The sequence below is a fragment of the Photorhabdus hindustanensis genome, assembly GCF_002968995.1.
In the GTDB taxonomy this organism is placed as follows: Bacteria; Pseudomonadota; Gammaproteobacteria; order Enterobacterales; family Enterobacteriaceae; genus Photorhabdus; species Photorhabdus akhurstii.
Window position 1 is genome coordinate 24,973 of sequence record NZ_PUWT01000002.1, and the last position, 26,050, is coordinate 51,022.

At 43.0% G+C, this 26,050-nt stretch carries 26 protein-coding genes and 2 pseudogenes; 18 read left to right on the forward strand and 10 right to left on the reverse strand.

The window, feature by feature from the left end; translation table 11 throughout:
- Positions 1–295 precede the first annotated feature (295 nt).
- The 5 genes from C6H66_RS01065 (at position 296) to nadS (ending at position 3,143) form a co-directional block, all read left to right on the forward strand.
- A complete protein-coding gene (locus C6H66_RS01065) occupies positions 296–1,132 on the forward strand; it encodes a gp53-like domain-containing protein (protein ID WP_046396145.1) in 837 nt (278 codons plus the stop codon).
- Positions 1,133–1,134: 2 nt separating this feature from the next.
- Entirely contained in the window at positions 1,135–1,560 is a 426-nt protein-coding gene (locus tag C6H66_RS01070; RefSeq protein ID WP_046396146.1) for a tail fiber assembly protein, read from the forward strand.
- A gap of 166 nt (positions 1,561–1,726) precedes the next feature.
- A complete protein-coding gene (locus tag C6H66_RS01075) occupies positions 1,727–2,305 on the forward strand; it encodes a VOC family protein (protein ID WP_181150130.1) in 579 nt (192 codons plus the stop codon).
- Between the two features lie 174 nt (positions 2,306–2,479).
- Positions 2,480–2,758 (forward strand): type II toxin-antitoxin system RelE/ParE family toxin, encoded by a 279-nt coding sequence (locus tag C6H66_RS01080; protein ID WP_105394561.1) that lies wholly within the window; start codon positions 2,480–2,482, stop codon positions 2,756–2,758.
- 88 nt (positions 2,759–2,846) lie between these two features.
- The gene (nadS, locus tag C6H66_RS01085) at positions 2,847–3,143 is read left to right on the forward strand and encodes a NadS family protein (protein WP_105394562.1); all 297 of its coding nucleotides are present in this window, start codon (positions 2,847–2,849) and stop codon (positions 3,141–3,143) included.
- Positions 3,144–3,290: 147 nt separating this feature from the next.
- On the opposite strand, the gene C6H66_RS01090 is transcribed toward nadS, so the two are convergent.
- Complete coding sequence (locus tag C6H66_RS01090; RefSeq protein WP_105394563.1) at positions 3,291–3,608, reverse strand: helix-turn-helix domain-containing protein; 318 nt, start codon at positions 3,606–3,608, stop codon at positions 3,291–3,293.
- An 89-nt stretch (positions 3,609–3,697) separates the two neighbouring features.
- Here C6H66_RS01090 and C6H66_RS26540 point away from each other — a divergent pair, with 89 nt between their 5' ends.
- The 6 genes and pseudogenes from C6H66_RS26540 (at position 3,698) to C6H66_RS01115 (ending at position 7,535) form a co-directional block, all read left to right on the forward strand.
- A complete protein-coding gene (locus tag C6H66_RS26540) occupies positions 3,698–3,829 on the forward strand; it encodes a type II toxin-antitoxin system RelE/ParE family toxin (protein WP_082302553.1) in 132 nt (43 codons plus the stop codon).
- A complete protein-coding gene (locus C6H66_RS01100; RefSeq protein ID WP_105394564.1) occupies positions 3,826–4,110 on the forward strand; it encodes a helix-turn-helix domain-containing protein in 285 nt (94 codons plus the stop codon). The genes C6H66_RS26540 and C6H66_RS01100 overlap by 4 nt, the downstream gene beginning before the upstream one ends.
- 286 nt (positions 4,111–4,396) lie before the next feature.
- On the forward strand, positions 4,397–5,434 hold the full coding sequence (gene dusA / locus C6H66_RS01105; protein ID WP_105394565.1) for a tRNA dihydrouridine(20/20a) synthase DusA: 1,038 nt from the start codon (positions 4,397–4,399) through the stop codon (positions 5,432–5,434).
- Between the two features lie 588 nt (positions 5,435–6,022).
- Positions 6,023–6,660 (forward strand): annotated as a pseudogene (locus tag C6H66_RS26545) (N-acetyltransferase); the annotation flags it as partial.
- Positions 6,661–6,772: 112 nt separating this feature from the next.
- A complete protein-coding gene (locus C6H66_RS26550; protein WP_248000585.1) occupies positions 6,773–7,180 on the forward strand; it encodes a hypothetical protein in 408 nt (135 codons plus the stop codon).
- Positions 7,158–7,535, forward strand: a complete 378-nt coding sequence (locus C6H66_RS01115) for an ASCH domain-containing protein (RefSeq protein ID WP_046396774.1) — start codon at positions 7,158–7,160, stop codon at positions 7,533–7,535. The genes C6H66_RS26550 and C6H66_RS01115 overlap by 23 nt, the downstream gene beginning before the upstream one ends.
- Positions 7,536–7,686: 151 nt before the next feature.
- On the opposite strand, the gene C6H66_RS01120 is transcribed toward C6H66_RS01115, so the two are convergent.
- On the reverse strand, positions 7,687–8,670 hold the full coding sequence (locus C6H66_RS01120) for a quinone oxidoreductase (protein WP_105394566.1): 984 nt from the start codon (positions 8,668–8,670) through the stop codon (positions 7,687–7,689).
- A gap of 172 nt (positions 8,671–8,842) precedes the next feature.
- Here C6H66_RS01120 and dnaB point away from each other — a divergent pair, with 172 nt between their 5' ends.
- From dnaB to C6H66_RS27380, 4 genes are all read left to right on the forward strand, one after another.
- Positions 8,843–10,252, forward strand: coding sequence for a replicative DNA helicase (gene dnaB / locus C6H66_RS01125; protein ID WP_011148449.1), 1,410 nt, complete (start codon positions 8,843–8,845; stop codon positions 10,250–10,252).
- Between the two features lie 39 nt (positions 10,253–10,291).
- Positions 10,292–11,371 carry an alanine racemase gene (alr, locus tag C6H66_RS01130; protein ID WP_105394567.1) on the forward strand — a complete coding sequence of 360 codons (1,080 nt, stop codon included), beginning with the start codon at positions 10,292–10,294 and terminating at the stop codon, positions 11,369–11,371.
- A 53-nt stretch (positions 11,372–11,424) separates the two neighbouring features.
- Positions 11,425–12,621: an amino acid aminotransferase gene (locus tag C6H66_RS01135; protein ID WP_105394568.1), complete on the forward strand. Its 1,197-nt coding sequence runs from the start codon at positions 11,425–11,427 to the stop codon at positions 12,619–12,621.
- Between the two features lie 355 nt (positions 12,622–12,976).
- Complete coding sequence (locus C6H66_RS27380) at positions 12,977–13,063, forward strand: hypothetical protein (RefSeq protein WP_339416044.1); 87 nt, start codon at positions 12,977–12,979, stop codon at positions 13,061–13,063.
- 54 nt (positions 13,064–13,117) lie between these two features.
- On the opposite strand, the gene C6H66_RS01145 is transcribed toward C6H66_RS27380, so the two are convergent.
- Positions 13,118–13,525, reverse strand: coding sequence for a type II toxin-antitoxin system HicB family antitoxin (locus C6H66_RS01145; protein ID WP_105394569.1), 408 nt, complete (start codon positions 13,523–13,525; stop codon positions 13,118–13,120).
- A 51-nt stretch (positions 13,526–13,576) separates the two neighbouring features.
- A pseudogene (locus C6H66_RS01150) lies at positions 13,577–13,797 on the reverse strand (type II toxin-antitoxin system HicA family toxin).
- 488 nt (positions 13,798–14,285) lie between these two features.
- On the opposite strand from C6H66_RS01150, the gene C6H66_RS01155 reads away from it, so the two are divergent.
- The gene (locus tag C6H66_RS01155) at positions 14,286–15,371 is read left to right on the forward strand and encodes a PfkB family carbohydrate kinase (protein WP_105394570.1); all 1,086 of its coding nucleotides are present in this window, start codon (positions 14,286–14,288) and stop codon (positions 15,369–15,371) included.
- 2 nt (positions 15,372–15,373) lie between these two features.
- Positions 15,374–16,336: a pseudouridine-5'-phosphate glycosidase gene (locus C6H66_RS01160; RefSeq protein WP_105394571.1), complete on the forward strand. Its 963-nt coding sequence runs from the start codon at positions 15,374–15,376 to the stop codon at positions 16,334–16,336.
- A 39-nt stretch (positions 16,337–16,375) separates the two neighbouring features.
- Here the strand turns inward: C6H66_RS01160 and uvrA are convergent, their stop codons facing one another.
- The gene (uvrA, locus tag C6H66_RS01165; RefSeq protein ID WP_105394572.1) at positions 16,376–19,210 is read right to left on the reverse strand and encodes an excinuclease ABC subunit UvrA; all 2,835 of its coding nucleotides are present in this window, start codon (positions 19,208–19,210) and stop codon (positions 16,376–16,378) included.
- A gap of 236 nt (positions 19,211–19,446) precedes the next feature.
- Here uvrA and C6H66_RS01170 point away from each other — a divergent pair, with 236 nt between their 5' ends.
- Complete coding sequence (locus C6H66_RS01170) at positions 19,447–19,977, forward strand: single-stranded DNA-binding protein (RefSeq protein WP_046396782.1); 531 nt, start codon at positions 19,447–19,449, stop codon at positions 19,975–19,977.
- 396 nt (positions 19,978–20,373) lie between these two features.
- Here C6H66_RS01170 and crtB read toward each other — a convergent pair whose 3' ends face one another.
- The 5 genes from crtB to C6H66_RS01195 form a co-directional block, all read right to left on the reverse strand.
- The gene (gene crtB, locus C6H66_RS01175) at positions 20,374–21,300 is read right to left on the reverse strand and encodes a 15-cis-phytoene synthase CrtB (protein WP_105394573.1); all 927 of its coding nucleotides are present in this window, start codon (positions 21,298–21,300) and stop codon (positions 20,374–20,376) included.
- Complete coding sequence (locus C6H66_RS01180) at positions 21,297–22,778, reverse strand: phytoene desaturase (protein WP_105394574.1); 1,482 nt, start codon at positions 22,776–22,778, stop codon at positions 21,297–21,299. Before C6H66_RS01180 ends, crtB begins: the two co-directional genes overlap by 4 nt.
- Entirely contained in the window at positions 22,771–23,946 is a 1,176-nt protein-coding gene (gene crtY, locus C6H66_RS01185) for a lycopene beta-cyclase CrtY (protein ID WP_105394575.1), read from the reverse strand. Before crtY ends, C6H66_RS01180 begins: the two co-directional genes overlap by 8 nt.
- A gap of 117 nt (positions 23,947–24,063) precedes the next feature.
- Complete coding sequence (fni, locus tag C6H66_RS01190; RefSeq protein WP_105394604.1) at positions 24,064–25,095, reverse strand: type 2 isopentenyl-diphosphate Delta-isomerase; 1,032 nt, start codon at positions 25,093–25,095, stop codon at positions 24,064–24,066.
- Positions 25,096–25,117: 22 nt separating this feature from the next.
- Complete coding sequence (locus tag C6H66_RS01195; RefSeq protein ID WP_105394605.1) at positions 25,118–26,020, reverse strand: polyprenyl synthetase family protein; 903 nt, start codon at positions 26,018–26,020, stop codon at positions 25,118–25,120.
- Between the last annotated feature and the right edge of the window lie 30 nt (positions 26,021–26,050).

The window sequence follows — 26,050 nt, forward strand, 5'->3', positions numbered from 1 at the left end:
TTTGCTTACCTGAGTTTTTGGAGAATAGTTCAAACAGAGGGTGCGTGGATGCTGAATGTAAATGAGCGGCTTGGGTATAAATTTGGCTTAAAATATTTAATTGTTATCTTTATTAATTATAATAAAATAGTTAATTTCACTAAGTTATAAAAATATTTCATCATTCATTATCAGAAAAAGGCTATTATTGAAATGCATTCTAAAATTATATGCGATGAACAGGTGGATATTTTAATTTTCATTATCTCAAAGTCTTATTTAATGAAAACATAAGTTTTTTCCTTAAGGAGAACTCATGAGTAATAAGAATGACTTTAAAGCCTTTTCTATTAGTCCAGATGCGAATATTGTTTCTCAGGAAGAATATGAAGAGAGTCAGGAATTGAATATGGGAATTCTTCCCAATGTTATTTCCATTGATTTATTAAATAAGGTCTTGCGTCAATCGTCAACCATATCATCAGTGGTGGCTAATTTTATTTATACACAATGTGGTGATGATGTTTTGGATGACGGTGATATAGATAAGCTCACTGCCCAATTAAATACAGCTTTAGAGAAAAAAGCTTTAATAGAAATTCCAAGTGCTTCATTAACACAAAAAGGTGTTATTCAACTTACAGATGTACTTGGTGATAGTGACATATTAGCTGTTACGCAAAAGCTTGCTCAGAAAATAGTAAATTCGCTTGGTGAAAATATTAATAGCAGAGTGCCCAACATTCGGCAAGTGAATGGTAAGGAATTATCTGAGAATATTGATCTGGATGCTGTGGATATTGGGGTGTACACAAAAGAAGAAGTAGATAACCAAGTTAATGCCAAAGGTAATAGGAATACAGCCAGTAAAGCGGTTAATGGTTGGTGGAAATGTGGAGATACAGGGGTTATTTACCAATGGGGGCGTACTAAGGTCATTGATGCTGGCCGTATAGAACGTATTCAATTGCCAATTAGTTTTTCCAATACGCATTATGCCGTCAATATTAATTCTATTCAAAGTAAAATGGGTTTTATGGGGGCATCTGTTGGCTATGTAAATGTAATTGATAATTCATCTTTCGATTTATTAAATTCTTGGGTAAATGCCAAATGGGATAGCCCATTCTTTTGGATAGCGATAGGATATTAACTATGTATTATTACAGTGCAAAAACGAATGCTTTCTACCCGGTAGAATTGGAACAAAATTATATTGCTGCTGGTTCATTGCCTGATGATATTATAGAAGTCAGTCATGATATTTATCAGGAATATGCTGCTAATCATGCTCCAGAAGGGAAACACCGTGTAGCAAATAAAAACGGTTTGCCGGAGTGGGCAGATATTCCCCCGCCAACGAAAGATGAATTACGGCAACATGCTGAATTCCAAAAACAACAACTTATTGCTGAGGCAACCAATCAAATTGCACCACTGCAAGACGCTGTTGATTTAGGTATTGCAACTGAGGAAGAGAAAATAGCTTTATTGGCATGGAAAGAATACAGAGTAATACTTAATCGGATAGATGTTTCACAGGCAATGGATATTGATTGGCCGGAAAAACCTGAGGGATAAATAGACGCAATTTTTCAATTCACCCCCAAAATTGACCTGTTTGATTTTTTGGGGGTATCTCTGGCTTCCAATTTAAATCTTAATTGTTGATTATCTTGTGTAGGCTAATTTTATTATTCTTTATTTTAGATGAGATTGTACTCTATATAAACTAATGGAGAAAATAATGATAGACTTTAAAGGATTGGGTCATATTAATATTGTTGTAGATGACATGATGGCAGCAATAGACTTTTATAAAAATCTATTTGGGGCAATACCAAGACAATTCTTTCCTCATTTTAAAAATAAGGGTTTTGCAAAGTCAGCGGGTTTTATTGATAACCCTGAACAGATTGATGTATCAATGGCATTTTTGGAAATTCCTGGAGCTAGGGTTTTTATTGAGTTAATGGAATATCATCATCCGACGGGAGCAAAAATGGTTGAAATAAAGGAAGCTAATGATATTGGTGGTATTGGACATATTTGTCTTAGAATACAAAATATAGATAGTGTATTTGAATATATAAAAAACTTTCCTGATGTCAGATTGATAAATTCATCACCATTATATAAGCCATACAAAATAGATGAAATTACCAGTGATGAATTTATGTTCTTTAACGAGGAGGATGAAAAAAACTCTGTTTTAAAACAAAAAACTTGTGAGATTATGGGCAAGATCAGATATTTTTATTTTATCGATAAATATAATATTCAATGGGAATTTGAACAAGGGCATGATGATATTGGCACGGATTAAGTAGTGCTGAATAATTATTTGTCGATCTGCTGGCTGGAACAGTAGATAGTGTCGTTATAAGTGTAGTGAGGTATCTGAGTTAATAAAGGTGTACCTTGTACGCCAATATGGCTTGATTTGTGTACTCAGTACACTTACTATGGATGAAAGGATAATAATCAGACCGGGAGCACGATGTTTACTTTTATTGAGCTGCAAGGCTTTAGTAAGCGGCGACCAGGATTGTTACCCGATGATGAATATCGGGAGTTTCAAGAAACGCTAATTAATGATCCTGATGCTGGAGATACCATTGCGAATACGGGGGGATTTCGTAAGATTCGTTGGAGTCGTTCGGGGATGGGCAAACGTGGGGGAGTTAGAGTTATTTATTATAATGTTACCAGTAAAGGTCGAATTTATCTGGCGTTGGTCTATCCGAAGAATGAGCAAGATAATTTGACTGATGAGTAGAAAAAAATGCTTAAGCAACTTTCGGATAGGCTGAATTAGTTGCGTTATTTGTGGGAGTAACTCCCTCTCCAAAGGGCGGAGAAATCGCATGAAAGATGAAATATTTGCCGATCTGCTGGCCAGTGCAGAAGAAATGGTGAAAATTGAGAAGGGTGAGCTGACACCGAAACCAGAACATGTTCATACTCTCACCGAGATTGATGTTAAAGCAATACGCGAAGCTACCGGCTTGAAGCAGCAAGATTTTGCTGTGGCGGTCGGGGTAAGTTATGACTTGGTGAAAAGTTGGGAAAGCCAACGCCGTTATCCCACTGGCGCATCAAGAAAACTGTTGTTGTTGCTTCAGGCGAATCCTTTTATTATCAACCAGCTTAAAATGATTTAATTGAGCGACAGCAGGATTAGGAACTGTACGAAAAAGGGCTGTAGTAAAAGGTTCGGTACCAGTCAGATCTGTTGACAAGAGCTGAGCTTGAGTACCTTCACGACAGATAAAAATAGCCCAGAAGATTGGGCTATTGTGAAAGTTGTATTAAGAAAAAACGACTTTAAGGCTACCGGGTGTTCGGCGTGGTTTCCCGATCACAATCTGAACGTCCCGCCCTAGTCGATTCAGGCAATCTAGCATTTTTGCCGCATTGATCCCCCGGAGCTGCCCACGTAGCATGTTAGATAAGCGGGGTTGAGTCATGCCTAACAATTGTGCGGCTTTTTCCTGTGTTAGGCGGCGGCTTTTAATGATGTTGCCGATGGTGGTAGCAAGTTGTGCTTTGACTTGCATTTCTTCGGCATCTGCCGTACCGAGATCGGCATAAATGTTACCGCTACTGACTTCGATATTGTGGTTCATATTATGTTCCTCTGGCATGGTCTTCTGCGATTTTCAATCGTTCACGAATTTTATCCATCTTTTCCTTCGAAAGGGTAGGAGATAAAGACATTGCCCGGTCACTGTATGCGTTTGCAAGAGGTCAGAATATCTATCTGCTACATGCATTCGTGAAGAAGACCGACAAAACCCCGGCAGCAGCCATCAAGACAGCCCATGCGAGGCTTAAGGAGTTCAAATGAAACCAGTATCACTGGACGAATTGAAGGAGTTGATGTTGAATGACGCGGAGTCTATCGCTGCGTATAAGGAAGCCGACAAGGAATTAGAGCTGATACAGATATTGTTTGAGATGCGTGAACGTTCTGGAATGTCAAAGACTGAGCTGGCAGAGAAAATCGGTATCAAACCATCAGGTATTAATAGGCTTGAAAAAAATCCTCTTGGCGCAAGTATGAAGACTTTGGAACGTTATGCGGCAGCGTGTGGCGCGGTTATTAACTTCAACGTTCAATATCAGTAAAAGGAATGGGGCTTTGGTCCCGTTTATCCCTTTAGCTGAAATAATTACGCTAAAGTCAACGTACTCTGCGTTTCCCCAAAATATTCCTGATAGCAAATTGTACGGCTCTACATTAAATCACCTGCGATACTTCTTAACGTCAATTGTCAACGATACCTAATAGTGTCATCAGTACGGGGACGTTTCACTATGCTATAGTAGGCCGTAATTTAATATCATTCTCCGCAGTATATTCCCTTATTTATGGGGTACTGAGAATGCCAAAATAATCTAAAAAAGTATAGCAATGCACCAAAGTAAAGAAATTGAAAAAACGTTTAAATTCAGCGAGAAAGATAGAGAAACAGTCAAATATAGTCCTAACCGTTTCTCCGTAGCTCCTATGTTGGACTGGACAGATCGCCATTGCCGTTATTTCCATCGTTTATTAAGTCAGCAAACGCTGTTATATACAGAAATGGTGACAACTGGGGCGATTATTCATGGTAAAGGCGATTATCTGGCATACAGCGAAGAAGAACATCCGATAGCACTACAACTGGGTGGCAGTGATCCGCAGGCGTTGGCGCATTGTGCGAAGATTGCACAGGAACGTGGCTATGATGAAATTAACCTAAACGTCGGTTGTCCTTCTGACCGGGTGCAAAATGGCCGTTTTGGTGCGTGCCTAATGGGGGAAGCTGAACTGGTCGCTGATTGCGTGAAAGCCATGCAGGATGTGGTAAATGTGCCGGTGACAGTTAAAACCCGTATCGGTATTGATGAACAGGACAGTTACCAATTTCTATGTGATTTTATTGATGTTGTTGTGCAACGCAGTGGTTGCAATATATTTACCATCCATGCCCGTAAAGCTTGGCTTTCTGGTTTAAGCCCAAAGGAGAACCGTGAGATTCCCCCGCTGGATTACCCACGAGTTTATCAATTGAAAAAGGATTTCCCTCAATTAACGATTGCTATTAATGGTGGTATTAAATCGTTGGAAGAAGCGAAACAGCATCTACAACATGTGGATGGAATTATGATTGGGCGTGAGGCTTATCAGAACCCGTCTATTCTGGCACAGGTTGATCATGAATTATTTGATGCTTCAATGCCAGTAGTTGATACTGTTGCGGTGGTTAAAGCACTTTATCCTTATATAGAGCAAGAGCTATCAAAAGGAACATATCTGGGGCATATTACCCGCCATATTTTAGGTATTTTCCAGGGGATTCCGGGGGCACGTCAATGGCGTCGTCATCTTAGTGAAAATGCACATAAACCGGGCGCGGATGTTTCTGTCGTGGAACAGGCGTTAGCTATGGTGACTGAGCGGATGTAATATCCGCTCATTTTACTGTTAAAGGCACAGTCATATATGAGAATTGAGCACTAAAATATTTATGGATATTGCGTGATTTTTTACTGTGCTTTAATCTGTTTTTTCGAGTTAGTTTTTCATTATCGGACAAAAATAGATATCCATATATCTTTGCGAAATATTGTGATGCTGTTCGAATAAATTAATTTTGTCATATTGAAATCTGGAAAACTGTTCCGGGTAATAATATCCCAGTTTACGTGACTCTTGCTGATAGTAAGTACATAGCAACTGGTTTGTTAGGTATTATTCAGCACGAAATGTATTAATATTAGGCATTCCTATTTTTTTGATAATGATATATTATGATTATTAACGGTAGACAAGGACTAAGATACCCAGAAGTTATTGATTGCTTAATGGATACTAAATAAATATCTCATAGTAAGGTAAGTAACTAATGATAGCTTGTAAAGAAGAGACGTTATTCAAGATGAAATTTTTATGTTTGGATAACATTAGAATACAAACATAAGAGCACTGGTGTTGGTAAAACCACTAGGCTGTTACACCAGAACGAAAAATTACCCTTGTGGAGGCTAGATGTTTATGGATAGTTTAAGATATGAAAAATTCAGCTATTTCAAACATAATGACGTTTTTTTCGACTCATTAAAAGAAAGTTATATTGAATTTCCAGATTGGTTAAATAAGAAAGCTAGAAATAATGAATCAGCTTATGTATTGTATGATACTACTGGTAAAATAGAAGGGTTTCTTTATTTAAAACTTGAGAATAATGTTTCAGATGTTGATCCTCCTTTACCTGGTAATACTCATCTTAAAATAGGTACATTTAAATTTGAATCAAAAGGGACATTGCGTGGACAGCGTTTTATAAAGAAAGTATTCGATACAGCAATAGTGATGGAAGTTGATAATATCTATGTGACTGTTTTTGAAAAACATGATTACCTTATTCGCTTATTTGAAAAATATGGTTTCTATAAGCATGGCGAAAAACGTACAGATAATGGTATAGAGTTTGTATATGTTAGAGACTTAACATTGACAAATGGTGATATTCTTCTTGACTATCCGTTGATAGTTAATAAAGAAAAAATAAATATTTATTATCAATATATCCAGAATTTCATACACGCCTTTTCCCTGACTCGCGGCTTTTCACTGAGTCACCTGATATTGTTCGGGATGTTTCACATACTAATAGTATTCATAAAATATATATATACCGAATGAACTTCAAGATGCTTGAGCCGTCAGACATAAAAATATTTAAATTCAACAATATAATTGTTTTTCAAACATGCACTTTGAAGTATCTTGAGTATATGTGCAATGAAAGATGTCCTTCATATGAAGAGAGGGGATATTATTGTTATATATAGAACGGCCGATAAACAAGGGCCAGCACGATATAGATCTGTGATTAGTTCACTTTGCGTTGTTGAAGAAGTCAGGGTTATTAATGAGTTCCCAACGCTAGAAAGCTATATTGATTATTGTAGTAAATTTAGTGTCTTTAATGTAAATGAATTAACTGAAATATATAGAAGACGGCAGTATCCATACATAGTAAGATTTACTTATAATGTGGCTTTACCTAAAAGGATTATTCGTGATAGACTCATTAACGAAGTCGGTTTAAATAAAAGTGATTATTGGGGAATCATGAGATTGACTGATGATCAATTTAATAATATTATCAAACTGAGCGAAGCCAATGAAAGTTTTATTATCAATTAAACCAGAGTATGTTGATAGAATACTTGATGGTTCAAAGAAATTTGAATTTAGGAAAGTTGCCTTTAAAAATAATCAGGTTCAATCCGTTGTTATATATGCAACTATGCCGATAGGTATGGTTGTTGGCGAGTTTGAAATTGAAGATATTATTTCTGGCGCTCCTTCCGTTGTATGGGAAATGACTCATCAATTTGCAGGTACAACAAAGGATTTTTTTGATAGTTATTTTGAAGGAAGGGAGAAGGCTGTCGCAATCGGTATTGGTAATGTTAAAAAATACGATAAACCTCTGCCTTTAAATGTGTTTGGTCAAGGGATAACAGCGCCTCAATCTTATCGTTATTTATCTGCCTGAGGTGTGATACCCCTACCAGGAGGGGTATTGTTTTATCTTTCATATATTCAGCCAGCATTGCCCTCCGGTCTAAGGTTATTAGTGCAGGCAATAGCGGCATGAATGAGGTATTAGACTTGTTGGTTTGGTTAATAACCCGCTTATCTTACTGTTAAGGGATCAGTAAACTTGATCCTTGCGTTGCCCGGCTTTCCAGAATCTGATGTGCCCTTGTCGCTTCACTTAGCGGGAATTTCTGATTTTCTGGTACATTCACATTAATTTTTCCGCTGGCAATCAGATCAAATAATTCTTTGCTCGCCTCATCCAACTCTTCGCGCGTTGAAATATAGCCAGCGATAGAAGGGCGGGTAACAAACAGTGAGCCTTTTTGATTTAAAATCCCTAAATCGACACCGGTAACTGGTCCGGATGCATTGCCAAAGCTAACCATTAATCCGTGGCGTTTCAGACAATCCAGCGAGTTCAGCCAGGTCGATTTACCAACAGAATCATAAACTACACCGACTTTTTCACCGTTGGTGATTTCATAAATTCGTTCGACAATATTTTCACGGTTATAGTTAATAACTTGCCATGCGCCGGCCTCTTTAGCGCGTTGTACTTTTTCTTCAGAGCCGACTGTTCCAATCAGTTTCGCACCCAAAGCTTTTGCCCATTGGCAGGCAATTAGCCCAACGCCACCAGCGGCGGCATGAAACAAAAAGGGTTCGCCTAGCTGGATTTTGTAGGTACGGCGTAGAAGATAGTAGACTGTCAGCCCTTTTAGAAAAGAAGCCGCAGCTTGTTCGAAGGAGATGGTATCCGGCAGAACAGCGACTTTGTTTTCCACGACATTATGCACCTCACTGTAAGCGCCTAAAGTTGATTGCGCGTAAACTACACGGTCACCCACTTTTATGGTAGTGACAGCAGAACCCACTTTGGTCACTACGCCTGCGGCCTCAGTGCCCAAGCCGCTTGGTAGTTGTGCCGGCGGGTATAGCCCGCTACGAATATAAGTGTCGATGTAATTGATTCCAATCGCTCTATTTTCTACTTGTACTTCATCGTCAGCAGGAGCTTTGGGGGTAAATTCACAATATTGCAGGACCTCGGGGCCGCCAATAGAGGAAAATTCGATATGTTTTGCCATGACTCAACCTCATCAATATAAGGGGGAATGTGTGTGCACGTAGTAGTTGAACTCATTGTAAACAGGCTTTAATGTGCCAGAAATAATTACAAACTATATGTAATTACTCAAGGCACTTCATAGCGTATACTCTGTGCTGTTGTAAATTTATCAGTGGATTATTGCGGGATTCATGGCGGGAAAAAAATCAACTCACAACAAAATGGCTGAACCAAAAGATCGCCAAATGGAAGGGCTGAAACTTCCGCCACACTCTTTGGAAGCAGAGCAGTCTGTGTTAGGTGGCTTAATGCTAGATAACGAACGGTGGGATAATGTTTCCGAACGTGTTACTAGCAATGATTTTTTCAGCCGTCCACATCGGCGCATTTTTGCTGAAATGCAGCGGTTGCTGGAGATGGGCAATCCTATCGACCTGATTACATTATCGGAATCCCTTGAACAGAGCGGGGAGCTGAATAATGTAGGGGGTTTTGCTTATCTGGCTGAATTATCTAAAAATACGCCAAGTGCAGCGAACATTAATGCTTATGCGGATATTGTCCGCGAACGTGCTGTTGTCCGCGAGATGATCGCTGTTGCAAATGAAATTGCAGATGCGGGTTATGATCCTCAAGGCAGGAGTAGCGAAGAATTATTGGATCTGGCCGAATCACGGGTGTTCCAGATCGCTGAAAATCGTGCCAGTAAAGATGAAGGGCCGAAAGGAATAGAACAGATCCTTGAAGAAACCGTCGAGCGTATCGAGCAGCTCTATCAACGCCCTCACGATGGTGTAACCGGTGTTTCAACTGGTTATCAGGATCTGGATAAGAAAACCGCAGGCTTACAAAAATCAGACTTGATCATTGTGGCTGCGCGTCCTTCTATGGGTAAAACCACTTTCGCCATGAACCTGTGTGAAAACGCAGCCATGATGCAGGATAAGCCTGTGTTGATCTTTAGTCTTGAGATGCCCGGCAACCAGATCATGATGCGTATGCTGGCGTCCCTTTCACGGGTGGATCAAACCCGTATCCGTACCGGTCAGCTTGATGATGAAGATTGGGCGCGGATCTCCAGTACGATGGGCATATTGCTGGAAAAACGCAATATGTATATTGATGATTCGTCTGGCCTGACGCCTACCGAAGTCCGTTCCCGGGCTCGGCGCGTCTTCCGCGAAAATGGTGGATTAAGTCTGATCATGATCGACTATCTGCAATTAATGCGGGTTCCGGCTTTATCCGATAATCGTACTTTGGAAATTGCGGAGATTTCCCGTTCACTAAAAGCCTTGGCTAAAGAGCTTCAAGTGCCGGTGGTTGCACTTTCTCAGCTCAACCGTAGCCTTGAACAGCGGGCAGATAAGCGCCCGGTTAACTCTGATTTACGTGAATCCGGCTCTATTGAGCAGGATGCCGACCTCATTATGTTTATCTATCGTGACGAGGTTTACCATGAGAATAGCGACATGAAAGGTGTGGCTGAAATCATTCTTGGTAAGCAGCGTAACGGCCCAATCGGTACAGTTCGCCTAACGTTTAATGGTCAATGGTCGCGGTTTGATAACTATGCCGGACCAAGTTATGACGACGAATAAGTATTAACCACCAAAGAATTAATAAATTTAAGGAATAGAATGAAAGCGGCAACCGCAATTATTGACCGCCGCGCTCTGCGACATAACTTGCAACGGGTAAGGGAGCTTGCTCCTAAAAGCAATCTGATTGCAGTTGTGAAAGCAAACGCTTATGGCCACGGTTTACTGGAGACAGCACATACGCTGGACGATGCCGATTGTTTCGGTGTAGCGCGAATTGGTGAAGCATTGACATTGCGTCATGGTGGTATCGTCAAACCGATTCTGTTACTGGAAGGATGCTTTGATGCGGCTGACCTGCCAGTATTGGTTGCTAACTATATTGAAACTGTGGTTCACAGCATTGAACAGTTGGAAGCACTGGAGCAGGCTAAGTTATCTCATCCGGTAAAAGTATGGATGAAACTGGATAGCGGGATGCATCGCTTAGGTGTGCGGCCGGAAGATGCCGAAGAATTTTATCAACGGCTAAGTCGTTGTAAAAATGTACAGCAGCCCGTCAATATTGTCAGCCATTTCGGCAGGGCTGATGAGCCAACGGTAGATACAACTAGCCAGCAGATAGCTTGTTTTCAGGCTTTCTGTGCGGACAAACCGGGAGAAAAATCTATTGATGCATCGGGAGGTATCCTGTTGTGGCCGGAAGTCCATCAAGACTGGGTGCGTCCTGGGTTGATGATGTATGGTGTATCGCCATTGTCAGATAAAACGGCCGTGGATTTTAACCTGATCCCCGCGATGACCTTAAAGTCGAGCTTAATTGCTGTTCGTAAGCATAAAGCTGGCGAATCGGTTGGCTATGGTGGGACTTGGGTCAGTGAACGTGATACTTGTCTTGGCGTTGTGGCTATCGGTTATGGTGATGGTTATCCGCGCAGTGCGCCTTCGGGAACGCCAATATATATTAATGGCCGTGAAGTGCCGATTGCTGGCCGAGTTTCGATGGATATGATCTCGGTTGATTTGGGGCCTGATGCGACAGATAAAGTGGGTGATGAAGTGGTGCTCTGGGGAGATGTACTGCCGGTGGAACGGATTGCTGAACGCACCGGTATCATTACTTACGAGCTGGTGACTAAACTCACTTCCAGAGTGGTGATGGAATATCTGGACGAATAATGTTGTAGGTTATATGGTTTATTAAATAACTGACTGATAAGGAGTAGAGCCTGATGTTCCAGAATGTTGATGCTTATGCTGGTGATCCGATTCTTTCGCTAGCTGAAGAATTTCAAAAAGATCCTCGTGCGGAAAAAGTTAATCTGAGCATCGGGCTGTATTACGATGAGCAGGGTGTGACTCCGCAATTACAGGCGGTGGCTACCGCAGAAGAACAACTTAGAGCGTTGTCACAGACTGCTTCTCTTTATCTGCCAATGGAGGGATTGGAATCCTATCGTCTTGCGGTTCAGGAATTGTTATTTGGTAAAGATCATCCGGTGTTGAAACAACGGATAGTGGCAACGATTCAATCATTAGGCGGTTCTGGCGCTCTTAAAATTGGAGCTGATTTTTTGCATCGCTATTTCCCTGATTCAGAAGTGTGGTGCAGTGATCCAACTTGGGAAAACCACGCGGCTATTTTTGGGGGGGCTGGTATTAAGGTGAACTATTACCCTTATTTTGATACACAGACTAAAGGGGTAAAATTCGATGAAATGCTGGAAACATTCAGGAAATTGCCGGCACAAAGCATTATTGTGATGCACCCTTGTTGCCATAACCCAACCGGATCGGATCTGACCGATGATCAATGGGATCAAGTTGTTCAGATTGTTAAAGAGAGAGAATTACTGCCATTCCTTGATATTGCTTATCAGGGACTTGCGGGTGGTATGGAAAAAGATGCTTATGCCATTCGTGCAATGGCGAACGCTGGTTTGCCTTGTCTGGTGAGCAACTCTTTCTCCAAGATATTTTCTATGTATGGTGAGCGCGTGGGTGGCTTGTCTGTCATTTGCGATGATGAACAGACCAAAGAGCGGGTATTAGGGCAATTGAAAGCGGGTGTGCGCCGCGTCTACTCTAGCCCACCGAATTTTGGTGCACAGGTTGTGGCGAAAGTACTGACTGATCCTGCTTTGAAGGCACAATGGTTGACAGAAGTTGAACATATGCGCTTACGTATTTTGGAAATGCGTACGGTGCTGGTGGATGCTTTGAAAACCGCACTACCAGAGAAAAATTTTGATTATTTTCTGAAACAGCGCGGGATGTTCAGCTATACCGGTTTTAGCCAGCAACAGGTGGATCACTTACGCAAAGAATTTGCTGTTTATCTGGTCGGTAATGGCCGAGTCTGTATACCGGGTGTTAATCACCGTAATGTTGCACGTGTTGCTGAGACATTTGCGGCGGTAAATAAGTAGTAAATTCTGATGTAAATAATCTGCTATCGATGATAATGATCGACAGTTTTGTAAAATAGCAGTAAACACCTCCTTGAAGCGCGCTATTTATGGTGCGCTTATTTTCCTTCTTAATATTAATTTAATGTGGTGAGTAATTAGCAGTGGCTGATCAGGTCGTAACATTAAAAAATTTTTATGAGGTGAATTATGGGGTTAAAGTTAAACAATATATAATTTAATAGAAAAACGGAAGAATTTATCGGTGAGGGTGTTCTAGAGATTTGGGTAAAGATAGTTAAGTAATAGAAAAATTAGAATTTCCTATTGAAAATAATATTAATAATAGTAGTAGGTTCGATGTAAAAAATAGTGTGTGCCAATCTTTGAGTCATACTTTAATAACAAAATTGAAGTAGATAAATATTGGTATCAAATAAATGGTAATGAAGCTGTAATTTAAATTTAGTTATTTAAACCTTGCTGGGCAAGGTTTAAGATTATTTGATGGTAATATTTAAATGGCAACAAGTTCCAGATGTTTGCCCAAGGCGTTTAACGCATTCGCGATAGTGTCAATTTTAGTGCTGTGACCTAATGACACTATACGTTGAATTTCTTGCGGTCGAATTCCCAATAACCGTGCAAGTTCTGCGTTGCTTGTTCTTGTTTGAAGCATCGTATTCAACAGTAAAACCTTAGCCGCTATACTGGCTGGTACTTCGACAAAAGCTTCACCTTTAGTCGATGGTGTTGGTATTTCGCGCCGGTCTTCAAAGTAGAAATCGAACGCAGTAACCAGAGCATCCCGCGCCATAGCTAACGCTTCTTCTCTGGTATCTCCGCCTGTTAAGGCTTCTGGGATATCTGGGAACATCACAGCCCAGCCTGTTTCGTCATGTTCGAATTTTACTGGATATCGCATATTTTTACTCAGTGAATTTATGCGAGTAACCAGCCCCTTGGGGCCGGTCTGTCATTTGATGCCTGGCTGTTTTAATATTAGTTTCCTCAGCGGTTTTCTGGAATTTCTTTACTAGGGTGCCTTGGCATCGTGGTTTGCTTACCGTTCAAGAAAACTTTCAAGTGGTTAGTCCCATCTTTAAATTCTGCTCCTTGAGCTTTAAGCCACCGGCGAAACTCGCTTTGCTTGACTGCCTCCTCCTGTTTGTTTAACTTGAAAATAAATATAAACATTTTTGTTTATAAGAATAATAGCGTTATAAATATTTATATTTGTTCTTTATATGATGGAATCTAATGTGAAAATTATTCTAATTGCAGCGTATATAATTTATTCGTGGATATTTTCGGCTATGAAGTATGTTTTTTAATGTGAAACAGATCAATTTTTCATGAAACATGTTTCAGATGGTGAAAAGTAATTTTCACCATTTCAAGGTATATCCAAACATTTGTCAGCTTTCGACAAGGATTTACTTAATGCTTTGTTTTATTGAATTTATTTCTAGCATAAAACACCGGTTGATTATTAATATGCAGCGAAAAGGATTGTTTAGCAGGATTTAACTTGATGGTTATCACATAAAATAGGGCTGATAATCCAGTCATATACTCTTACGATCATTCTCCCAACTTCGTTGTAAAGTGAAAAATCCCACTTTACTATTTTTCCTTTAACACATAAAACAAACGCGTGTTTAAGAACAAACAAGTGTCCAAAAATGACGAATCGGGAAAAACAAATATTACAACTTCTGAGACGAGATCCGTTGATCCCACAGCAGGAAATTGCCGATATTTTAGGTATAAGTCGCTCTGGTGTTGCTGGCCATATTATGAATTTAATGAATAAGGGATATATAAAAGGGAAAGGTTATATTTTATCTGATCATAATTATGTAGTAACGGTTGGTTCTATTAATATGGATGTTTGCGGTTATGCATCGGATAAACTCATTTATCAAGATTCTAACCCAGGAAAAATAAAATGTACCCCGGGTGGTGTAGGAAGAAATATTGCCCAAAATATCGCATTATTAGGTAAGGAGTGTCATCTGATTTCTGTTGTTGGCGATGATTTCTATGGTAGCACTTTACTGGATCAGGCCAGATGCGCAGGGGTTAATGTTGACTACTGCTATAAACTTTATGGTGAAAATACTTCGACATATGTCTCCTTATTAGATGACGGTGGTGAGATGTTGGTTGCCATCAATGATATGCATATTTTGGAAAAATTGACGCCATCGTTGCTAACGAATCATTATGATCTTATTCGGCATGCCGGTGTACTGGTTATTGATTGCAATTTATCTGAAGAAGCTTTGGTTTGGTTGTTGACTAACGCCGGAACGGTGCCGATATTTGTGGATACAGTATCCGCATTTAAAGCGCCTAAGATTAAAAACTGGCTTTCCTATATCCACACCTTAAAACCTAATTGTCTGGAGGCGGAAGCACTGAGTGGAATGAAAATCACCCAACCTACCGATGTTCCGGCAGTGGCGCGGTGGTTTCACGATCAAGGTGTGCAACGGTTGGTACTCAGCATGGGCGTAGAGGGGGTCTACTTTAGCGAAAGCGATGGTGTGGCAGGCTGGTCACTTCCCATCAGTATCAAGATTGTCAATGTAACAGGTGCCGGAGATGCCATGGTGGCCGGATTAGTGAACTGCTGGCTAGAAAATATGACGCTGGCGGAAAGTGTTCGCTTTGCTCAAGGGTGCTCCGCGCTCACGCTCTCTTGCGAATTTACCAATAATCCAAATCTGTCAAATGGCAGTGTCCAAAAACTGCTGGAATTATAATCATGAAAAATCATGCTATTAGCAATAAATATTTGGATATTTCCCCGGAAGTTACAGAGGCTTTAGAGAATAACCGACCGGTTGTGGCGTTGGAATCTACCATTATTGCTCATGGAATGCCTTACCCGCAAAATGTAAAGACTGCGCTACAAGTTGAGCAGAAAATCAGGGAAAATGGCGCTATTCCTGCAACAATTGCTGTTATCAATGGGATGATGAAAGCAGGACTATCTCATGAAGAGATCGAATTTTTGGGTAGAGAAGGTGACAAGATAACTAAAGTCAGTCGTCGTGATTTACCTTTTGTTATCGCGGCTGGAAGAAATGGCGCGACGACGGTTGCTTCTACCATGATTATCGCGGCAATGGCCGGGATTAGAATCTTCGCTACCGGCGGTATTGGCGGTGTGCACCGGGGAGCGGAACAGACTTTTGATATTTCGGCGGATTTACAGGAATTAGCGAAAACCAGTGTCGCAGTAGTCTGTGCTGGCGCTAAATCTATTCTGGATCTTGGCCTGACAACAGAATATCTTGAAACTCATGGCGTACCATTAATTGGCTATCAGACTCACTCTTTACCGGCGTTTTTCTGTCGTACCAGCCCATTTCCCGTCAATATTCGTCTGGACTCCCCAGAACAGATAGCTCAGGCGATGGCAGTAAAATGGGATACTGGATTACAGGGAGGTTTGGTGATTGCCAATCCTATCCCTGAGCCATACGCTATGCCGGAAGCGGAGATCAATGCTGCTATCGAACAGGCGGTGCACGAATCCATAGAACAGAGAGTAAATGGAAAGGCGTGTACGCCGTTTTTGTTATCCAGAGTGGCTGAGTTAACTGGGGGTGATAGCTTGTCTGCTAATATTCAGTTGGTACTTAATAACGCTGAACTGGCAGCGAAAATTGCCTGTTGTTACTGGGAAAACAGTTGTTACAGAAAACAGAGAACAGGAAACTGAACACAGGAAAAAGGGGCTTAAATCGCCCCTGTTTGCCGATTATGCTTCTTTCTTCAATATAGGTTTCAGGAAACGTGCAGTATGTGATTTCTCACATTTGGCGACCTCTTCTGGTGTACCCGAAATCAGAATCTCGCCGCCGCCGCTACCTCCTTCCGGGCCAAGATCCACGATCCAGTCAGCGGTTTTAATTACATCAAGGTTATGTTCAATAACCACAATGGTATTCCCTTGATCGCGTAACTGATGCAGAACCGCTAATAGTTGCTGAATATCAGCAAAATGCAAACCTGTTGTTGGCTCATCAAGAATATATAACGTCTGCCCGGTTCCGCGCTTGGATAGCTCACGCGCCAGCTTTACTCGCTGCGCTTCACCACCTGATAGCGTTGTTGCTGATTGACCCAGACGGATGTAAGAAAGGCCAACGTCCATGAGGGTTTGCAGTTTACGGGCTAGGGCAGGAACTGCATCAAAGAATTCACGAGCTTCTTCGATCGTCATATTCAATACTTCATTGATATTTTTGCCCTTATATTTTACTTCCAGTGTTTCACGGTTATAACGCTTACCTTTGCATTGATCACAAGGGACATAAATATCAGGCAAGAAGTGCATTTCTACCTTAATAACGCCATCACCTTGGCAAGCTTCACAGCGCCCACCTTTAACGTTAAAACTGAATCGTCCAGGTGTGTAACCACGGGCGCGTGATTCAGGTACGCCAGCGAACAATTCACGGACTGGTGTGAATACGCCGGTATAAGTTGCCGGGTTAGAGCGGGGAGTTCGGCCAATCGGACTCTGGTCAATATCAATCACTTTATCGAAATGCTCTAGCCCTTGAATATCGATATAAGGGGCAGGAGTGATATTGGTCGCGCCATTTAACTGGCGTTGGGCGATGGGGAACAGAGTATCATTAATTAGCGTTGATTTACCGGAACCAGAAACCCCGGTAATACAAGTAAATAACCCAACTGGCAGATTGAACGTCACATTTTTCAGGTTATTACCTTTCGCTCCGAGCAGTTTCAGCACCTTTTTCGGATCAGCCGGGATACGCTTTTCTGGGATGGCAATTTCACGCTTTCCACTCAGGAATTGACCTGTTAGTGAATCTTTGCTCACCATAATATCTTTAACTGTGCCCTCCGCGACGATTTCACCACCGTGCACGCCGGCACCGGGACCGATATCAATGATATGGTCGGCAGCCCGGATGGCATCCTCATCGTGTTCAACCACAATCACGGTATTTCCCAGATTGCGTAAGTGGATTAGCGTTTCCAGCAAGCGTTCATTATCCCGCTGATGTAACCCGATAGAAGGTTCATCAAGTACATACATCACTCCCACTAAACCGGCGCCAATCTGGCTGGCAAGGCGGATACGTTGAGCTTCGCCACCGGACAGAGTTTCGGCAGAACGAGAGAGAGTCAGATAATTCAGACCAACATTAACCAAGAATTTCAGACGGTCGCGGATCTCTTTCAGTACTTTTTCAGCAATTTGCGCACGTTGACCACTGAGTTTAATGTTTTGAAAAAAATCCATCGCATGGCCGATACTGAAATCTGAGATCTCCGGCAGGGTGGTATTCTCAATAAATACGTAACGGGCTTCTTTACGTAAGCGGGTTCCGTGGCAGGAAATACACGAGCGATTACTAATATATTTCGCCAGTTCTTCCCGAACAGCGGTGGATTCCGTCTCTTTATAGCGGCGTTCCATATTATGCAGCACACCTTCGAACGGATGGTTACGCACTGTGGTATCGCCACGGTCATTGGTGTATTTAAATTCGATGGATTGTTTACCGGAACCGTACAACACCACTTTCTGAATATTGGCGCTGAGGGAATTGAAGGGTGCTTCGATATCGAATTTATAATGTTCTGCCAATGAACGTAGCATCTGGAAATAGTAAAAATTACGGCGATCCCAGCCACGAATTGCACCACCGGCTAGGGAGATATCACCATTCTGAATGACTCTATCGGGATCAAAAAATTGCTGAATGCCTAAACCATCACAAGTCGGGCAAGCCCCGGCTGGGTTGTTAAAAGAGAATAGGCGAGGTTCCAGCTCACTCATGCTATAGCCACATGCAGGACACGCAAAGTTAGCAGAGAAAATCAGCTCCTCGGCTGTATTATCATCGATATTGGCAACAATAGCGGTACCACCTGAAAGTTCCAGCGCTGTTTCAAAAGATTCAGCCAGGCGTTGTGCCAGATCGGCACGAACTTTAAAGCGATCAATGACTACTTCAATAGTATGTTTTTTCTGTAATTCTAGCTTTGGCGGATCGGATAGATCACAGACTTCACCGTCAATACGGGCGCGGATATAACCTTGTGCTGCCAGATTATCTAGTAACTTAGTGTGTTCGCCTTTTCGCTCTTTCACGATCGGCGCCAGTAACATCAGGCGATGACCTTCTGGCAGAGTTAGCACATTATCTACCATCTGACTAACAGTCTGTGCCGTCAATGGAATATCGTGATCTGGGCAACGTGGTTCACCTACACGGGCAAACAGCAAACGCAGATAATCATGAATTTCGGTAATTGTCCCCACAGTTGAACGTGGGTTATGGGAAGTAGATTTCTGCTCAATGGAAATGGCCGGGGATAACCCTTCAATATGGTCAACATCAGGTTTCTCCATCAGTGACAGAAACTGGCGCGCATAAGCTGAAAGCGATTCCACATAACGACGTTGACCCTCGGCGTAAAGCGTATCAAATGCCAGAGAAGACTTACCTGAGCCGGACAAACCTGTGATAACGATCAGCTTGTCTCGGGGGATTATCAGATTGATATTTTTGAGATTGTGGGTACGTGCGCCCCGAACTTCGATGTTATCCATGAACCATTTCCCGGGTTATTTATACGTGCATAAATAATAATAAGTGAGTTATTATTACACAGAGTTGACTGATTAGATATACAGTATTTAAGTGAAATAATGTAATAAGTACGGAATTAAATTACGGTGAGCTTCGCAAAGTTCGTTCTAAAGCGGCTGCGTTTCATTTTTAGTATCGCATGTTAAACTGTGTTGCTTAATAATTGTAGAAATTCATTTCATCAGGAGTATTCCCAATGGCCAGCAGAGGCATAAACAAAGTTATTTTAATCGGTAACCTGGGGCAAGACCCGGAAGTCCGCTATATGCCAAACGGCGGTGCAGTGACTAACATTACTCTGGCGACTTCTGAAAGCTGGCGCGATAAACAGACCGGCGAGATGAAAGAGAAGACTGAATGGCACCGGGTTGTTTTATTTGGCAAACTGGCGGAAGTGGCGGGTGAATACCTGCGTAAAGGTTCACAGGTTTATATTGAAGGTTCTCTGCAAACCCGCAAATGGCAGGATCAGAACGGTCAAGAGCGTTACACCACAGAAGTAGTGGTAAACATGGGCGGTACCATGCAAATGCTGGGCGGCCGTGCTGGTGGTGGTAATTTCCAGGATAGCCAGCCACAAGGCGGTGGTTGGGGGCAACCACAACAGCCACAACCACAGCAATCTCAGCAGTTCAGCGGTGGCGGCGCTCCTTCGCGTCCGGCTCAATCTTCTGCTCCACAAAGCAATGAGCCGCCAATGGATTTTGATGATGACATTCCGTTCTAGAGCGCGAAATTTTCCTTTTTAAAATAAATGCTTATCTCGTATCATCGTGATAATCATAGGCTATTGGAGTGCCTATTGCGAGCCTGACTAATGCTTATCCAGTAATGGGTGCACTTCGAAAGAGGGAGGGGAGTGTAGCATGTCAGGAAAAGGCTGGTTGCGGGGAAATAACCTACTTTGCGCCAGCCACTCTTGTTTTACCTAAACATATGTTCTTCTGCAACAGGTTGACGTCTACGCTATCGACAAGAGTTCAGACACTGGAGACGGTTCTGGCTGGGCACTTGCACTCAAAGTGCGGTAGGCCCATTTTTAACCTATTGTTGACATTCATAGTTAACATCTCTGTTTAGGTGATGAAATTCAGGGTGCTACACCACAAAGTGGAGTTAATTTTTAATGAGGCCGCTGCCACAATTTGGGATCGCGAGGCGTTGTTATCGCCACCCGAGACATAAGCGCCTGCATTGCGCCAGCCATTAATAAGGTAACCTTCTCTCCACGGTTAGTTCTTTGTCTGCATTCCCAGGCCCGTACTCCTGCTTGTTGCACTTTAATGCCGATTTCACGATAGATACCATGAGCAGAAGCTATGACCCAGGCTGAACGCAAAGGTAAACCAACAAGTCCTGTTAGAGCGGAGGTATAATAAGACTCCGCTTCTACAATCAATCGGGATGCCACCCGAGCTAGCGCAGGACGGTTTTCGGTATAAATAAGTGTGTCTGGCATTAGCCCTTCTTGGTAAAGCCATTCTAGCGGAAGATAGCAACGACCAGCCTTCGCATCCTCAATAATATCCCGAGCAATGTTAGTTAACTGAAAAGCAATTCCTAGATCGCAGGCCCTATCCAGCACACTCGCCTCGCGAATCCCCATAACCCTTGCCATCATCAGCCCAACCACTCCCGCGACATGGTAGCAATATCTCAGAGTATCATCCAACGTTCTGTAAGGCTCACAGAGTACATCCATTGCGAATCCTTCCAGATGTTCGAAGGCTTGTTGCTGAGGGATTTCATTACTCAGAGCTACTATCTGAAAGGCTGCAAAAGCAGGTTCGGTCATTGGCAAACCGTCATAAGCCTGCCTCGTCAGGTATTGCAGCATTTGAAGTTTCTCGCGGGTGCTATACTTATCAACACTGCTTATTTGTTTCCCCAGCTCTTGCCCGTCTATTATATCATCACAATGACGGCACCAGGCGTACAGCATCATTGTGCTGTGTCGTGTTGCTGTATCGAAAAGTCGGGTGACACTGGCAAAACTTTTTGAGCCTTGCTCCATTATCTGAGTAACGTGTTTAAGTAACGCGGGATTCATCTAGCGATATCCTCTAACATCAATGTGGCTGTGGTTTTTGCTGATCCAATCACGCCGGGAATACCTGCTCCAGGATGCGTGCCTGCGCCGACGAGGTACAGATTATCAATGCGGCTGTCCCGATTGTGTGGTCGGAACCAGGCGCTTTGTGTCAGCAACGGTTCAAAGGAGAAAGCCGAACCTAGATGGGCATTTAGTTGGTCACGAAAATCAAATGGGGTAAAAATACGATGAACGACTAACTGCTTGAGCAGACCGGGCATATAGTGCTTTTCCAGATACGCGAAAATACGGTCACGTAAGCGTGGCCCCTCTATATCCCAGTTTAAATTAGCTGTCCCCAAGTGTGGTACAGGGGCCAGAACGTAGTAACTTGCGCATCCTCGGGGAGCAAGGGATGGATCAGTAACAGAGGGGGCATGGAGATAGAGTGAAAAATCCTCCGCCAGTCGGTCATGGTAAAAAATATCTTCGATGAGTTCCTTATAGCGTGGACCAAAGCAAACTGTATGATGGGCTAATTGAGCGTGGTGATGGTTCAGACCGAAATAAAGCACGAACAGTGAGTTGCTCATTCGTTTACGCACCAGTGTTCGGGCGCGGGCTATTCCGACCGGATGATGACCCAACAGGTGCTTATAGGTATGAATAACATCGGCATTTGAGGCCACAACGTCACATGTCATATTTCGTCCATCAGTTAATTGTACACCTGTGACCCGATTGGCATGGGTGGTGAAGCGTTTTACCTTTGCATTAAGCTCAATTTTGCCACCAATGTCAGTAAACAATTTCACCATTGCCTCAACCAAGGCGCTGGTTCCTCCACGCGGAAACCAAACTCCCCATTCTCGTTCCAGCGCGTGGATCAAAGTATAGAGAGAAGATACAGCAAAGGGGTTGCCTCCTATCAGTAGCGAGTGAAATGAAAATGCCTGGCGCAGGCTTTCATCCTTGATAAAGCGTGCCACCTGACTATAAACACTACGCCATGCGTGTAGACGTATCAACTGTGGAGCCGCGCTCAACATGTCGCGAAAAGAGAGGAAGGGCGCCGTTCCAAGTTTCAGGTAGCCTTCATTAAAGGCTTCCCGGGAATAGTCCAGAAAGCGTCGATACCCGTTAACATCTCTTGGATTGAATGTATGGATTTGTGCTTCCAGATGTTGCTGATCATTGTCGTAATCAAACATCTTACCCGACTCCCAACAGAGCCGATAAAAAGGGCGTACGGGAAGTAAATCGACGTAATCAGCCATACGTTTACCAGCCTGTGTAAACAATTCTTCAATGACATTGGGAGCGGTGATTACGGTGGGGCCGGCATCAAAGGTGAACCCTTGTTCCTTATAAACATAAGCGCGTCCACCTGGTTTATCCCGTTGCTCCAAAATACATGTCGGAATCCCCGCAGACTGGAGCCTTATTGCTAGTGCCAGCCCACCAAAACCAGCACCAATTACCAGCGCTTTAATCATGATAAAAATCCTGAAGCTTCTTGTGTTGTTTAAACATTGCCTTTAGGGCGCCCTTTATCGGCACTGGTGGTTTACCTATGAGAATCCGGGCCTTATCGACGGAATTAAGTTGCTCCGCATAGAAACGTGCAATCAGATCTGGGGAAAGTTGATAGAAACGTTGCATTATTTGCCAACGTTGTTGTGGATCCCCAGCCAGGAAGAGCATGCGATTTAGAAGACGGAAAAAGCGCTGATGTTGCCACTGCTGTCGTGCGTAATCCCTGAGGGTAATGAATAAGGAGGTATCGGTAAGCTCCGGCAGAGCGACAATACGATCTGCCAACCGAATGGCGTGTGGCAGAGAGTAGCCTGTTGTGGGGTGAAACAAAGCTGCACGCAACCCACAGGTGGGTTGTCCTGCTAGTTGTGCCCAGAAAGAGGTAAAATCTCCCGTAAGTGTAATTGGAAGACAACCGCTCTCTTCTCGAATTAGTTTACCCAGTTTCCAGCCATGCTTCTTCGCGTACTCTGCGATAGTTGCTTGCGACAAGACCTTATCAGGCGGCCCCCGATCAACGTAATGGGTGTCCTCTATTAGCAGACGAGTTGAGGAGAATGGCAGGACATAGATAAATCGATAACCTGTATCCTGCCCCACACTGGTATCCATTAAAATCGGGTGGGTTAAAGAGTGCGACTCTTCCAGCTCCCATTCCTGACCAAAAAATGCCTGGGCGCCACTTCCCATAAATGGTCCTGGTCGCCAGCCTCTCCCATCAATGACTGCGCAGGCGCTTAGAGATGTGCCGTCCTGTAAGTAGACTTTCTGTGGAGTTAGCTCCTGTACCAATACACGAGTCTGTATACGCTCGCCCAAATACGCATGGAGTATGTTTGCAAAGTGTTGGGATGTGATACTGAAATATGAATGTGGCAATGTGCGTTGAAATGCTGGAAAAATGACGTCGTAACCTGACCAGTGATAGGTGATCAGCGGTGCTATCCACCCATGTTCCGCCTCAGTAAGATCATGTTGATGAAATGACCACGTGTGATTGCCTCCTATTGTTTCTGTGTTTTCAATAAGCAACACTCGCAGATGTGGTTTACACTGCTGGAAACGCATTGCGATCAGTCCGTTGGCCAGTCCTCCTCCCACCAAAATCAGATCCCAGTCGTACATCATTTTGTTGATCCTCCGACAATCACAAAGTTATTAACCTTATTAAGAGTCATATACATCACGGAAATTCGTGTTTGTTGAAAGAGATTAAAGATATTCAGTCATAGCGGAAAGACGGACTCATGTTGGTAGTAAAACAACTGTACGCAGCGCGGCAATATCGGCGCTCCCTGTGCAAAAGCAGGCGATTTTTATCTGCTCAATAATTAATTGGAAATGTTCTATAACTGCATCTGTGGAGAGGGCTGCGCTATGTATGACGGCAGCGGCTTGGCCGACCAATTGTGCCCCCATGCAATAAGCTTTGGCAGCATCAACACCATTTCTGATACCGCCAGAGGCGATCAGTGGCATATTTGGCAGTGCCTCGCGTATTTCACGCAGTGCTGTCGCGGTCGGAATTCCCCAGTCAACAAATGCCATTGCTAATGCGCGGTGATACGGTGTGGATGCTCGTTCCGCTTCAACCGCTGCCCAACTGGTTCCCCCAGCCCCGGCTATATCCAGCATACTGACTCCAGCTTCTGCCAATTGGCGTGCGACAGGAAGCGATAAACCTGAACCTACTTCTTTAACAATTATAGGAACCCCAAGTTTTGTTACGAGTTGTTCAATAGCATATAGAATATGGCGCCAGTTACGGTCTCCTCCCTGTTGCAGCGCCTCCTGTAGCGGATTCAGATGGATAATTAGAGCATCGGCTTCAATCATCTGTACTGCTCGCAGAGCATAATTAAACCCGCGTTCGCCACGAATTTGGGCTGCCCCGAGATTAGCGAAAAGGAGAATATCAGGAGCTATCTGGCGTAATGAGCGACTAAGCCCATCGTTTGCTTCATTTTCAAGAGCAACACGTTGCGATCCGACCCCCATTGAAATTCCCAATACTTGAGCTGCCTCTGCAAGATGATGATTAATCGCATGAGCACGATGAACCCCTCCAGTCATAGAGCTTATGAGCAGTGGCGCCTGCAAAATTTTCCCAAAGAGGGAATACTTAAGATCTATACTGTCTAGATCCAATTCTGGCAGAGCACAATGCTGAAATCGCCACTCAGCAAACCCCGTTCTTACTTGGGGCTTAGTTTGAGGAGGACGGAATATAATATCCAGATGCTCATTCTTACGCTGAGTGTGATCGATCTTTTTCATTTTTTTCGGGCCAAGGTTGAAATTAATTAAACATCGCAATATTTTTATCAAACCAGTGTCGTATAAAATATCGTGAAGCTAAATTTCTGCGATACACTATCGCCAAATATTTATCAATGTATCTGATGTGCCTGCGTAAGTGTTTATGCACTTTAGATTTTCCAAGTAGCGTAACCATTGTTAATTTTTCCTTATCCTGATACATATCTTTCCCTGTATTATTCAGGTCATCGCTCAAGTCATCCAGTAATTGAAACGCCTGCCCCAGATGTTGTGATACATGACGCAATGCCTGGCGAGTTATATCAGGCGCATTCACAGCAATTGCCGCTAACTGAAATGTTGTGTCGAAAAGCAAACCCGTTTTTAAATCGTTGGTGGTAGCAATGGCATGATAATTACCAGCACATAATGTGTTGTTCAGATCGCGAAACTGTCCTTGGACAAGACCGTTTAAACCAACTGCATGGGAAAGTATGGCGACAGCAGCGGATTTATCGTGTTCAGAAAGGTTTGTTTCTACAATGAGGCCAAAAGCCCGGCTCAGCAAGGCTACAGCCGCTAGGATCGCTACACTTTCACCATACTGCCGATGAATAGCCGGGCGTCCGCGCCGATACTCAGCATTATCCATACAGGGAAGATCGTCTAAAATTAATGAGGCTGCATGCACTATTTCAATTGCAGATGCCAACTGTAGAAAGTCAGTCTTCCAGGGGTTTTCTCCAAGATCTAGGACTATGAGTAGCAATAAGAGGGGGCGGATACGTTTTCCAGGCGCCAGTGTGCTTTCTCGCATGGCCGCGCAGACTTTATCATCTGGTGCTCCAGAAGGAAGTACCCGTTCTAGGTGCTGTTGTAGCGCACTCTGTAGCTCCAGTAATGTCTCTTCGTAATTCATAGCTCGTGCGGTACTGACGTTCATAAATATTTCCCGAATCACGTAAATAATTTC